Origin of the sequence: Paenarthrobacter sp. FR1 (assembly GCF_051106045.1) — a bacterium.
GTDB lineage: Bacteria > Actinomycetota > Actinomycetes > Actinomycetales > Micrococcaceae > Arthrobacter > Arthrobacter nitroguajacolicus_A.
Genome location: NZ_JBPFSF010000003.1, coordinates 1 through 11,796, shown reverse-complemented (window position 1 = coordinate 11,796; position 11,796 = coordinate 1). Strand labels below are relative to the sequence as shown.

Below are 11,796 nucleotides of genomic sequence, written 5' to 3'. Positions count from 1 at the left end.
AGCCTCTGGCTAACGAACCTGCAAGGGTTCCGCACCCGTGATGCGTGCCAGTTCTTCGTAGCTGATCGAGAACATCGAGTTGTGGTCTCCCGCGCCAGCCCACAGCACTGGGTGTTCCTGCAGCGACGTGTCCAGGACGGTCCGGATTCTGCGGGGGTGGCCCACGGGGGCAACTCCACCCACTTCCTGGCCGGTGTGTTCCAGCACGAATTCTGGCTTGGCGCGGCGGATTTTCCCCGTTCCCAGCTGATTGGCCACCAGTGCCGTGTCCACCTTTGCTGCGCCGCTGGCGAGGATAAGCAGGGGTTCGCCATCAAGCTCAAAGATCAAGCTGTTAGTGATTGCGGCTACGTTGCAGCCGAGTTCCGACGCAGCTGCGGCGGCTGTAGGCACTGTGGCAGCGAAAATCCGAACGGTGTCCTGCGCGCCGGCAGCCACCAAGGCAGACCTGACGTTGAGGACGGGGTCGGGAACCGGTTCAGTAGCCTTGTGCATCCAGGATCGCGTCTTCCTCTTCTTCGGACGTTGGCCGTTTGTTCTTGCGGGGGGCAGGAGTTCGGCGTTTGGGCGTGCCGCCGGCGGCGATGATCTCTTCGTCCTCTTCGTCTTCGGCGTCAATGGCGGCATTGCGGGCCTGCTGCCGCGCCGCGTAACCGAAACCGATGAACATCAGGACGCCAAAAGCGAACCACTGCAGGGAATAGGAGAGATGTGTTCCCTCTTCCGTGGCCGGCTTGGGGAACGGTGTGGGCATGGGCTGCACGGCAGGATCTTCGCTGGCGAGCTGCCCATACGCGCCCGTGGCGATCGGGTAGGGGAGTTCGGTGGCATAGCTGGCAAGGTCAATGGAGGCGAGCTGGCCGTCCACTGCGCCGCGGTCCAGTTTGGGCTCTGCGGGTTTGAGGCGGGCGACCACGGTGACCTCACCTCTGGGAGGCGGCGGAACGACGTCGGGGTGGCCGGGTGTGTTGTTTCCGATCGGTAACCAACCGCGGTCAATCACCACCGCTTCACCGGTGGTGAGGCGGAAAGGAACCACGACGTCGTAACCTGGCTGGCCGTTCAGCGGCCGGTTCCGGACAACCCGCTGACCGTCAAGGTCGTAGGAACCGCGCAGTTGGACCTGCGTCCATTCACGCTCAGGGTCCAAAGCGTCGAATTGGCCTTTGATCTCTGTGTAGGGGACAGGCGTTGCGGAGTAATTACTGACCACGCGGTTGATTTCGGCCAGGGTCTCGGCCCTTCGGTCCATTTGCCAACGGCCCAGGAACACGCAGGCAGTAGCGAAGATGACAGCAAGAACGAAGTACCCCAGCCACTTGCTGGAGAAAAGGAAACGATACATTCAGCCAGCCTCGTTCGCCGTTGAGTGGTCCGTGAACGGCACAGTGTCTTTCCAGAGGCCACGCGTCTGCAGGTAATCCTCAAGCCACTCGCGGTGATCGCCACAAGAAAGCCAGACCTTGCGCCGTTCCGGAGTGTGAATCCGCGGATTGTTCCACAGCAGTTGCCATTGGGCCCCAGATCGGCAGCCCTTGCGCGAACATACCGCCGGACCGGCGGCACGTTCGGACTCCTGGCCGGCCATTCCTGCGCCGCCAAGGTTAAAGATGTTCATGAAGCCGCCCGTTCATCGCCGGCGTGTCCGGCCTCGCTTGCGTGGCCCTTAGTCGGGTCCGCTTGATTGCCTGTTGGCTCGTCATCCACCAATTCGCCTTGGAGCACCGTGGGTGCCTCAGCCCGTTCATCGTCGTCAGGCTGGGCCGAGCCCTCGATTTCCGGGACAGCAACGTAGTCCAACAAAGACTCACTGTGGTCTTCGGCTTTGTCATTGCCGTTGGCGATCACCACGGCAATCCACGGAAGGAAGACAGCCCCGGCGATGGCAATAATCTTGAACCAGCCGTCAACCACGAAGATCAGGATGATGCAGACCATGCGGATGCCCATGGCAACGGCATATTTGATCATGCGTTCGCGCATGTCCTCAGAGTGGGCCGCAGCGGCATCGGTGATGCTGTGGACTTCGGGGTCGCTGGAAACAGCGTCCGGTTCCCCGGGCACTTGCTGCAGGGGACTGCTTTCTGGTGTCACAGCTGAATCATCACGCTCCAAAGGCCTCTCTCAATTCTCTCACCAAGGCTGTACCGGCCCAAACCGCGCAGGTGGCTGGTTACCCGCGGGTTGCTGCAGGCGGCGGATAAGATCGACACAGGAAAATCCCCCTTCACAGCGGCAATCGACTGCCGCGGAACCTGGAGCAAGAGTATGTCTGAAGCAGTATCCACCGGTCGCAGCGTCCTGATCACGGGCGGCAACCGTGGCATCGGTCTGGCCATCGCCGAGTCATTCCTTGCCAATGGCGACAGGGTGGCTGTCACCTACCGCAGTGAAACAGAACTGCCTGAAGGCATCCTGGGCGTGAAGGCCGACGTCACGGATGAAGCATCGATTGACGCAGCGTTCAAGATCGTTGAAGAGGCCCACGGTCCCGTGGAAGTGCTGGTGGCGAACGCGGGTATCACCAAGGACACTCTCCTGCTTCGCATGAGTGAGGACGACTTCACCTCAGTCCTGGACACCAACCTCACCGGCGCTTTCCGTGTCATCAAGCGGGCGTCCAAGGGCATGATCCGGCTGCGCAAGGGCCGTGTGGTTCTTATCTCATCAGTGTCCGGTCTCTATGGCGCTCCCGGCCAGATCAACTACTCCGCCTCCAAGGCCGGCATGGTGGGCATTGCGCGTTCCCTGACCCGCGAGCTCGGTAGCCGCGGCATCACCGCCAACGTCGTGGCTCCGGGATTCATCAACACGGACATGACTGCTGAACTCCCCGAAGACACGCAGAAGTCCTACTTGGCCAACGTCCCCGCTGGTCGTTTCGCCGAGGCGTCCGAGGTTGCCGATGTTGTGCGTTGGGTTGCAAGCGACGAGGCCGCCTACATCTCCGGCGCGGTGATTCCGGTCGATGGCGGCCTCGGAATGGGCCACTAGCAAACTAGCCCCAACAGCAGTTTTTTGTCCGGGGTCAACAACGGATTTCGGCTCGGCCGCTGGCATGATGGAATCCGAGCCCACGGAATTTGGATGAAGTGAACAAAAGGAGCACGAATGGGAATGCTGGATAACAAGACCGCGATCGTCACGGGGTCTTCCCGCGGAATCGGCGCCGAAGTTGCCAAGATCCTCGCCGGCGAGGGTGCCGCCGTCGTAGTCAACTACCGCCAGAAGGCGCCGCGCGCCAACAAGGTAGTGGCCGAAATCCAGGCAGCGGGTGGCCGTGCCGCTGCTGTCGGCGCCGACCTCACCACCGATGAAGGCGTGCACGCCCTGGCCAGCACTGCCATGGAGGAATTCGGTTCCCTCGACGTATTGGTCCTTAACGCCTCCGGCGGCATGGAGTCCGGCATGGAGGAGGGGTACGCGTTGAAACTGAACCGCGATGCCCAGATCAACATGCTCAATGCCGCAGTGCCGCTCATGCCCGAAGGCTCACGGGTTGTCTTCGTGACCAGCCACCAGGCGCACTTCGTAGAGACCGTTCCCACCATGCCCGAGTACGAACCCGTGGCAAAGAGCAAGCGTGCCGGCGAGGATGCACTGCGCGCCTTGCTTCCCAATCTTGCGGACAAAGGCATTTCACTGGTGGTCGTTTCCGGCGACATGATCGAGGGCACCGTTACGGCAACGCTTCTTGACCGCTCCAACCCGGGTGCCATCGAGACTCGCCGCGCGGAAGCCGGCAAGCTCTACTCCGTTGAGGAGTTCGCGGCCGAGGTTGCCAAAATGGTTACCGCCGATGTCGAATCCGGTCACACGGAATACGTGGGAGGCGCCGACTACTTCGGTAAAACAGCCGAGTAGCGCTTCGCCCTCTGCAACGGCCCGGGACAATGTCCCGGGCCGTTGTTGTTTATAGGGCCACTCACCCGAATCCTGATAGATGACAATTTGATAAATAGTATTGAATTTAGCGTCACGAAATCAGAAACCCTGTTTCACTAATATGCTTTTGCGTTAACTGTTTCCATCTGATTGAATCTGCAAGGCGCCCAATCCGTAATTGAGCACAGCATTACGTTCCGGGCGGCACGCGACTCCAGCTTCTCCAGCCCACCTCGAACGCATTGAACTGCGAACTAGGAGCTTCTTTGGACCTGTTACTGCATGCAGATGGCATTCATGCGTCTTATGATCAACGGCACATCCTCAAAGGCATTGGATTTTCGTTGCACCGAGGAGAAATCCTGGGGTTGATCGGCACCAATGGTGCAGGCAAGACGACCTTGATGGACGTACTGTCCGGATCCCACAAGCATGATTCCGGACAACTGATGTTGGCCGGTGAAAAGTACGGGCCGGATTCCGTGGAGGAAGCACAGGCCTGCGGCGTGGGACTCATCCCACAGAACTTCCGGCTCCTGCCTGAACAGACCGTCGCCGAAGCAATTTTTCGAGGCACGTTTCAAGCCAACAAACCGCACCTGGAACTCCGCGACCAAGCACTCACGTTGATCCGGGACATCGGAATCGCCCTGGACCCGGACGTGAGGGTGGGGACGCTGATACGCGCGGAGCAAGCCCTGGTGGAAGTCCTGCGGATGGTGGCCGAGGAAGCCCAGCTCGTGATCATGGACGAAGTTGCTGCGTCGCTTCCGGACCACGACGTCGCCGTCCTGCACAAAGTCCTGCGAATGCTGATCGGGCAGGGCAGGGCCATCATCTACATCACCCACCGCTTGGACGAGGTCCGTTCCATTGCGCATCGCATCGCCGTCCTGCGGGACGGCAGGGTGCACAAGACCTTGGAAGCGAGCCGGACCGACGTCGGCGAACTTGCCTTCCTCCTGCTCCAGCAGGAACTCGAGGACAGCGCCCGGCCCGCCGGTCCTGCAGGCGGCGACGAGGCGCTGCGGGTCCTGAAACTCAATGCGGGCAAGAATGTCCGGGACGTGACGTTCAGCGTGGCAAAGGGCGAGATTTTCGGCCTGGCCGGTACACACCGCTCCGGCATCTACCAGTTGGTCGAAGCACTTGTGGGCATTCACCCGATCAGTTCGGGGCAGATTCTCCTGAACGGACAAGCGGTCCAGATCCAGAGCCTGGAGGATGCAGCCCGTTTGCGGGTCGGGTACTTGTCAGACGCTGCGGACGCCGTGGATACCGACGCCAGCATCGCGAACGGCCTCCGCCCTGGATCCGATGCAGGGCTGGCGGATCTCCACACGGAGATCACCCAGCTCCGGACCGTCATCGAACTCGTCCGTCGCATGCGGATCAGAACCACCAACATCCATGGCAGCATCACCACCCTGTCCGGCGGCGACCGGCAGAAGGTGGAGCTTGCCAAATGGATGTCCACTGACTGCGACGTCTTGATCCTGAGCCATCCCAGTCGGGGCATCGACATTGGGGCCAAGGAAACTGTCTACAAGATGCTCACCGAGCTCAGTCAATCAGGCGTGGCCATCATTCTCTTGTCTTCGGACATGTCGGAACTGGTCAACTGGTGCCACCGTATCGGTGTGATGCGCGAAGGGGAACTTGTCACCATCGAGGCAAACGCAAATACCAACGAGGATGTCCTGGTTCACCACATGTTGGGTCAGAAGTTCGATTCCAAGGGCAGCGAAGCCCGCCGCGTGAAGGCCCAGGAGCCCGGCCCCCTCCTACGATGAACCAACAGAGGGGCGGCCATGGATGGCCGCCCCTCTCACTTTTCCTGCTCTTGTTGGTTCAGATGGTAATGGCCTTCGCGAAGGTCTTGAGCTTGTGGCGGGCCAATGCCAGGTTCGCATAGGTTCGGTCGAGTACCAGGTACACAAACAGGCCCTTGGATCCGTCTGAATTCAGGACGTTGATCAGGTGGTACTGGGAGCCCAGCGTAATGAGGATGTCCTCGATATCGCTCTCCAGGCTCAAGTCGGCCATAGTGCGGAGCTTCGCGCTGACCACGTTCGAATTGCCGGCGGCAGCCACGCCGAGGTCAAATCCAGGGCTTCCGCCCTGCGCCAAGGCCATTCCGCTGGTGTAGTCCACAATGGCCGCACCCGTGGCGCCTTCGATGGAAAGCAATTGCTTGATAGCTTCATTCAGTGAGCTCATGGTGAATTCATCCTCTTCTTCTTCATCATCAACGGTCTCCGTGAAGTCGGCCATCCGGGCTCCCTGGTAAGGGCTTGCATTGCGGAGATGTTCAGGCACGGCGGCATTTACCGCGGATGCTTCCGTGTCCCAGTCTTCGCCATGGAACATTTCGTGGAAAGGCGTTTGCTGGCTTGTGTTTGCAGCCCAGCCATTGGCATCCGGCTCAAATTCATCGCGCCGCTTCCACCATTTCCATGTGCGCTGCGAATGGTTCACTCTTTGCCCCTGTACCTATATCCCGAATTAGCGCATGCTTCACAGCTTCGTCTTGGAATTCGAAATCTAACACATCGAATGCCAGCGTGGACAATGCGCAGGGAAATGATTTCGATTCAGTAAATTGTTTGGAATTTGGCGTCACGAAATCCATTTGCTTGTTTCGCGGCGTTCTTGCCGCACGCCGCTCATGTGGAGCCGCCGTTGTTTTGGGCACGCGAAAGGATCCGACCAAGCAAGAGCGGATGACCGGTAAGGGGCTGCAGGTGCTTACCCTGCGGATCAGACGTTGGCGATGTGCCTCACGGCGTCAAGGTACGGCATGTTGATGACGGCGTCAGCCACTGCCCGAACGGCTGGCTTTGCATTGAAGGCAACGCCTATTCCGGCCGCCCCGAGCATGTCGAGGTCATTGGCACCGTCGCCTACTGCAATGGTGTGTTCCAGGCTGATGCCTTCTGCGGCTGCCCACCGGCGCAGGTACTTTTCCTTGGCGGCACGATCTACGACATCTCCGAGGACCTTGCCAGTGAGAGCGCCGTCGACAATCTCAAGCTCATTGGCAATCCAGTAATCAAGGCCCAGCTCCTCTGCGATGGGACCCAGGATCTGGTTGAACCCTCCGGAAACCACCGCCACCACGTGGCCAGCCGCCTTGAACGCCGCAACCAGTTCTGCCGCACCAAGGCTAAGGCGCACCTCGTGACGCACGGATTCGATGACGGCGGTCGGCAAACCCGCGAGGACGGCCACACGGGCGTGAAGGCTCTGGGCAAAGTCCAGCTCGCCACGCATGGCAGCCTCAGTCACCTCGGCAACTTCTTCGCGCTTACCGGCATGGCCTGCCAGCAGCTCGATCACTTCCTGCTGGATGAGCGTTGAGTCCACGTCCATGATGAGGAGCTTCCGGGCGGCCTGGCGAAGGTCCTCCGGAACAATAGCCGTATCCACGCCTGCATCGGCGGACTGGGCCACCAAGCGCCGCACGGACAAGAGGTCGACGGCAGAGTTCGCCGGCAAAGTGAGGTTGGCCGTGTGGACTGTGAAGCGCTCGTCTCCACCGTGTGATTCCGATGACACTGCAACGCCGGCGTCGGCAAGCACCTTCCGCACACCCTCGAGGGACCCGGGGGACAAATTCACGCCATAGCTGACTGCAGCCAAGTTCGAAGTCATGGGCTCAATCCTACTGAGGGTGCTGCTGCCACCCGAAACTGTTTCGACTCATATCCGAGCAGAAACATCAGTTATCAGTCATGTGCAGTTTTGTCCTAGTGTCTACTGCTATGAGTGATGTTCTGGAATTGGCTTCCGTCAGCGTTGTCCGAGGCAAGAAGACCCTGCTGGACAAGGTCGACTGGGAGGTCAACGAAGGCGAACGTTGGGTCATCCTGGGCCCCAACGGTGCCGGCAAGACGACGCTTCTCCAGATCGCAGCCGCTCGCTTGCACCCGAGCAGCGGCAAGGCAGGAATCCTTGACGAGACGCTGGGCCGTGTGGATGTCTTTGAACTCCGCCCGCGCATCGGGCTTTCTTCGGCGGCCCTCGCCACCCAGATCCCGGAGCACGAAAACGTCCTGAACGTCGTGGTGACCGCCGCCTATGGCGTCACCGGACGTTGGCGGGAGGGTTACGAGCGCGACGACGAACGGCGCGCCTTCGGCCTCTTGAACGACTGGGGCATGGGGCCGTTGCTTAACCGCACCTTCGCAACACTGTCCGAGGGGGAGCGCAAGCGAGTCCAGATTGCCCGCGCCCTCATGACCGACCCCGAACTGCTTCTGCTGGACGAGCCCGCGGCCGGCCTCGATCTCGGTGGTCGCGAAGAACTCGTCCACAAGCTCGGCGAACTTGCCAGCGACGAAGCCGCACCCGCCATGGTGCTGGTCACCCACCACCTCGAGGAAGTGCCGCCGGGCTTCACTCACGCCATGCTTCTCCGCGAAGGCGGAGTGGTTGCGGCCGGCCCCATCAAGGAAGTCCTCACCGACGGACATCTAAGCACCACCTTCGGCCTGGCCTTGGATCTCTCGGAAAACGGTGGTCGCTACACTGCGACTGCCCGCCGCTAAGCGAAATCGTAGCCAACAGTGGAAATTCTTAGCAGCATCCTGGTCTTTTTCGCGGGCTTGTGGGCCGGCACCATCAACGCAGTAGTCGGTTCCGGCACGCTGGTGACTTTCCCCGTTCTCATCGCCATCGGCATTACTCCCGTGGTTGCGTCCATGAGCAATGCGATGGGCCTCGTCGCGGGAACGGCTGCCGGGGCTTGGGGCTATCGCCGAGAACTGGCCGGCAGGGGTCGGCAACTCATGAAGCTGCTGCCAGCGTCGTTGCTGGGCGGCATCACCGGTGCGTGGCTGCTGCTGCATCTCCCGGAGAAAGTCTTCCACTACGTTGCGCCCGTCCTGCTGGTTCTGGCTCTGATGATGGTCCTCTTCCAGCCGAAGCTGCAGGCGTGGGTGCGCAGCAGGGAACAGAACCCTGAACATGCCATCCGGGATCGCAGCCACGGCATTTTGCTGGTGGCCCTGGTGTATCTTGCCGGCGTCTACGGCGGTTACTTCGTGGCAGCCCAGGGCATCCTGCTGGTAGGAATCCTCGGGGTGTTCCTCACGGGAACCATGCAAAACGCCAACGCCATGAAGAACATCCTGGTGCTGGGCGTAAACATGGTGGCGGCCGTCTCGTACCTGATCTTCGCCTTCGACCGCATCAACTGGCTTGTGGTCCTGCTCATTGCCGTCAGCTCAACCATCGGCGGTCTTGTGGGCTCAAGGGTTGGCCGAAAGCTTTCGCCGCGAATCCTCAGGGCGGTCATTTTCACCCTCGGCATCGTGGCCCTTGGCTTCATGATTGCCAACCTGCTGAAATAATCTCCCGGTGACCTTCCACTACCTCGAGTCGGCTGACGATCCCCGCGTCACTGACTACACCACGCTCACCGACGTACATCTCCGCAAACTCCGTGAACCCGAAGAAGGCATGTACATTGCCGAATCTTCCCGGGTACTCCGGAGGGCGCTTGCCGCGGGGCACCAGCCCAGATCCTTTTTCCTTGCAGAGAAGTGGCTGGAGGACCTCGACGATGTCTTCCAGGCCTATCCCGACGTTCCTGTCTTCATTGGCAAAGCGCCCTTGCTGGAGGAGATTACTGGCTTCCACCTCCACCGCGGCGCGATGGCTGCCATGCACCGGCCAGCTCCCGTTCCGCTGGAGGAGCTCTTGGTGAACGCACAGCGGGTCGCCGTGCTCGAGGACATCGTGGACCACACCAACGTGGGCGCCATCTTCCGTTCGGCTGCTGCGCTCGGAGTGGACGCCGTCCTCGTATCGCCGCGGTGTGGTGACCCACTGTACAGGCGCAGTGTCCGCGTCAGCATGGGAACTGTCTTCCAAGTGCCGTGGGCACGGTTGGAAAGCTGGCCCAATGACTTGGACCGCCTCAAGGAGCAAGGCTTTACCGTGGCTGCCATGGAGCTGACCGATGATGCCCTTGACTTGGACGAGCTGGCCGCCAGACGGTACCCGAAACTTGCCCTGGTTCTCGGCACCGAAGGTGCCGGCATGAGCAGCGACACCTTGAACGCCGTCGACCTCGCAGTCAAGATTCCGATGCGGGCCGGTGTTGACTCGCTCAACGTCGCGTCGGCGTCCGCGGTGGCGTTCTGGGAGCTTCGTCCGCGCGGATAATCCCCGGTTCGTGCCGGGTGGCTGTTTCCGCTATGATTGGTTGTTGGCCCGGCCGCTGAAATTTTCACATTCCAGCAATCGGACCACCTCCATTCATACCTGGCAGCTGGCAAAATCCAGTTGCGTGAACAAAAGGTCCCATTATGAAGTCTGATATCCACCCGAAGTACGAAGCTGTTGTTTTCAACGACCTGGCTTCCGGTACGCAGTTCCTGACCAAGTCCACCGTGTCTTCCTCGAAGACCATCGAGTGGGAAGACGGAAACACCTACCCGGTTATCGACGTCGAAATCTCTTCGGAGTCCCACCCGTTCTACACGGGCAAGCAGCGCATCATGGACTCCGCTGGCCGCGTCGAGCGCTTCAACGCTCGCTTCAAGGGCTTCGGCGGCAAGAAGTAACCCACTTCACCCCAAGGCTTTCAAAGCCCGCATTGCTGGAATTCCGGCAATGCGGGCTTTTGCGTTTTCCGGCAAGATGGACAGCATGACTTCCCAGCCCAAACCAGAAACAAAAATGCACGACGGCGGCACTCGCCTGCACGGGGAATACAAAGTCCCGGGCGGAAAACTCGTGGTGGTGGACCTGGATGTGGTGGAGGGGCGGTTCGCCAACGTCTCGCTGAGCGGCGACTTCTTCTTGGAGCCCGATGAGGCTTTGGAGGACATCAACGGGGCCCTCACCGGACTTTCGGATGCCTCTTCGGCCGCCGATATCGCAGCGGCTGTTACAGCCCGCCTGCCCGAAGGGGCTGTACTGTTCGGATTTTCCGCGGAAGCCGTGGCAGTCACTGTTCGCCGGGCGCTGTCCAAAGCAACCAGCTGGGCAGACCACCAGTGGGACGTCATTCCGCCAACGGTACTTCCCACGCAAGTGAACGTGGCGCTGGACGAGGTGCTCACTGAGGAAGTCGGGAGCGGCAGGCGCAATCCCACTCTCCGTTTCTGGGATTGGGAAGAACCCTCCGTGGTGATCGGCAGTTTCCAGTCGGTGCGGAACGAAGTGGATCCGGAGGGTGTAGCCCGCCATGGCATCACAGTGGTTCGCCGGATCAGTGGTGGCGGTGCCATGTTCATGGAAGCTGGCAATTGCATCACCTACTCCCTGTACTTGCCGCAGACGCTCGTGGACGGCATCAGCTTCGCGGACTCCTACGCCTTCCTGGACGCCTGGGTCATGGCCGCGCTTGAGAAGCTCGGCATCACGGCCTTCTACGTACCGCTCAACGACATCGCCACGGACCAAGGCAAGATTGGCGGGGCTGCGCAGAAGCGGCTGGCCAACGGCGGCATGCTGCATCACGTGACCATGAGCTACGACATCGATGCCGACAAGATGGTGGACGTCCTGCGAATCGGCAAGGAGAAGCTCTCTGACAAGGGCACACGCAGCGCCAAGAAGCGCGTGGATCCATTGCGCCGGCAGACCGGACTGGCCCGGTCAGCCATCCTTCACGCCATGCAGGAAGTCTTCACCGAGCGTTATGGCGCGGTGGAATCCCGGCTCACTGAAGCAGAACTGGACGAAGCCCGGAAGCGGGTGGACTCGAAGTTCGGCACCGAGGATTGGTTGAACCGGGTTCCCTAAGTGCACTTTCGACCTGCCGGCAGCTAGCTGTACTATCCCGGTTGGTTGGTGACGCGGCTGATGGGTGAGGCGCCTTTGAGTGCGGTGTGTGGCCTGCGTTGATTGTAGTGCTCGATGAAGTCCGGGTAGCAGGCTTGGCGTGCGGCCTCTGAA

General features: G+C 60.6%; 16 protein-coding genes. 8 read left to right on the top strand and 8 right to left on the bottom strand.

The genetic code is table 11. The features are described from left to right. Window positions 1-9: 9 nt before the first annotated feature. Genes ACR30Z_RS07000 through ACR30Z_RS06985 form a run of 4 tightly spaced genes read right to left on the bottom strand, consistent with a single transcriptional unit; the run spans window position 10 to window position 2,115 of the window. The gene (locus ACR30Z_RS07000; RefSeq protein WP_434371760.1) at window positions 10-495 is read right to left on the bottom strand and encodes a YbaK/EbsC family protein; all 486 of its coding nucleotides are present in this window, start codon (window positions 493-495) and stop codon (window positions 10-12) included. Then, window positions 479-1,345 (bottom strand): SURF1 family cytochrome oxidase biogenesis protein, encoded by an 867-nt coding sequence (locus ACR30Z_RS06995; protein WP_434371758.1) that lies wholly within the window; start codon window positions 1,343-1,345, stop codon window positions 479-481. Before ACR30Z_RS06995 ends, ACR30Z_RS07000 begins: the two co-directional genes overlap by 17 nt. Beyond that, a complete protein-coding gene (locus ACR30Z_RS06990) occupies window positions 1,346-1,618 on the bottom strand; it encodes a hypothetical protein (protein ID WP_144648252.1) in 273 nt (90 codons plus the stop codon). Beyond that, window positions 1,615-2,115, bottom strand: coding sequence for a DUF3099 domain-containing protein (locus ACR30Z_RS06985; RefSeq protein ID WP_144648253.1), 501 nt, complete (start codon window positions 2,113-2,115; stop codon window positions 1,615-1,617). The genes ACR30Z_RS06990 and ACR30Z_RS06985 overlap by 4 nt, the downstream gene beginning before the upstream one ends. A 153-nt stretch (window positions 2,116-2,268) precedes the next feature. Here ACR30Z_RS06985 and fabG point away from each other — a divergent pair, with 153 nt between their 5' ends. The 3 genes from fabG to ACR30Z_RS06970 all read left to right on the top strand — a co-directional run bounded on the left by fabG (window position 2,269) and on the right by ACR30Z_RS06970 (window position 5,678). After that, complete coding sequence (fabG, locus tag ACR30Z_RS06980) at window positions 2,269-2,994, top strand: 3-oxoacyl-ACP reductase FabG (protein ID WP_434371756.1); 726 nt, start codon at window positions 2,269-2,271, stop codon at window positions 2,992-2,994. A 117-nt stretch (window positions 2,995-3,111) separates the two neighbouring features. Continuing rightward, entirely contained in the window at window positions 3,112-3,864 is a 753-nt protein-coding gene (locus ACR30Z_RS06975) for an SDR family oxidoreductase (RefSeq protein WP_434371754.1), read from the top strand. 263 nt (window positions 3,865-4,127) lie between these two features. Next, a complete protein-coding gene (locus ACR30Z_RS06970) occupies window positions 4,128-5,678 on the top strand; it encodes a sugar ABC transporter ATP-binding protein (protein WP_434371753.1) in 1,551 nt (516 codons plus the stop codon). A 58-nt stretch (window positions 5,679-5,736) separates the two neighbouring features. On the opposite strand, the gene ACR30Z_RS06965 is transcribed toward ACR30Z_RS06970, so the two are convergent. The 3 genes from ACR30Z_RS06965 to serB all read right to left on the bottom strand — a co-directional run bounded on the left by ACR30Z_RS06965 (window position 5,737) and on the right by serB (window position 7,539). Further along, on the bottom strand, window positions 5,737-6,159 hold the full coding sequence (locus tag ACR30Z_RS06965) for a hypothetical protein (RefSeq protein WP_306439357.1): 423 nt from the start codon (window positions 6,157-6,159) through the stop codon (window positions 5,737-5,739). Between the two features lie 157 nt (window positions 6,160-6,316). Continuing rightward, window positions 6,317-6,580 (bottom strand): hypothetical protein, encoded by a 264-nt coding sequence (locus ACR30Z_RS06960; protein ID WP_144648257.1) that lies wholly within the window; start codon window positions 6,578-6,580, stop codon window positions 6,317-6,319. 65 nt (window positions 6,581-6,645) lie between these two features. Continuing rightward, a complete protein-coding gene (serB, locus tag ACR30Z_RS06955) occupies window positions 6,646-7,539 on the bottom strand; it encodes a phosphoserine phosphatase SerB (RefSeq protein ID WP_434371752.1) in 894 nt (297 codons plus the stop codon). Window positions 7,540-7,649: 110 nt separating this feature from the next. On the opposite strand from serB, the gene ACR30Z_RS06950 reads away from it, so the two are divergent. The 5 genes from ACR30Z_RS06950 to ACR30Z_RS06930 all read left to right on the top strand — a co-directional run bounded on the left by ACR30Z_RS06950 (window position 7,650) and on the right by ACR30Z_RS06930 (window position 11,643). Then, window positions 7,650-8,435, top strand: a complete 786-nt coding sequence (locus ACR30Z_RS06950) for an ABC transporter ATP-binding protein (protein ID WP_434371751.1) — start codon at window positions 7,650-7,652, stop codon at window positions 8,433-8,435. A gap of 18 nt (window positions 8,436-8,453) precedes the next feature. After that, window positions 8,454-9,239, top strand: a complete 786-nt coding sequence (locus ACR30Z_RS06945) for a sulfite exporter TauE/SafE family protein (RefSeq protein WP_144648260.1) — start codon at window positions 8,454-8,456, stop codon at window positions 9,237-9,239. 7 nt (window positions 9,240-9,246) lie between these two features. After that, on the top strand, window positions 9,247-10,056 hold the full coding sequence (locus ACR30Z_RS06940) for a TrmH family RNA methyltransferase (RefSeq protein ID WP_144648261.1): 810 nt from the start codon (window positions 9,247-9,249) through the stop codon (window positions 10,054-10,056). A 143-nt stretch (window positions 10,057-10,199) separates the two neighbouring features. Further along, window positions 10,200-10,457, top strand: coding sequence for a type B 50S ribosomal protein L31 (locus ACR30Z_RS06935; RefSeq protein ID WP_017200906.1), 258 nt, complete (start codon window positions 10,200-10,202; stop codon window positions 10,455-10,457). A gap of 85 nt (window positions 10,458-10,542) precedes the next feature. After that, window positions 10,543-11,643, top strand: coding sequence for a lipoate--protein ligase family protein (locus ACR30Z_RS06930; RefSeq protein ID WP_244296465.1), 1,101 nt, complete (start codon window positions 10,543-10,545; stop codon window positions 11,641-11,643). A 32-nt stretch (window positions 11,644-11,675) separates the two neighbouring features. Here ACR30Z_RS06930 and ACR30Z_RS06925 read toward each other — a convergent pair. Then, a partial coding sequence (locus ACR30Z_RS06925; RefSeq protein WP_434372152.1) for an integrase core domain-containing protein occupies window positions 11,676-11,796 on the bottom strand: 121 nt, incomplete at its 5' end.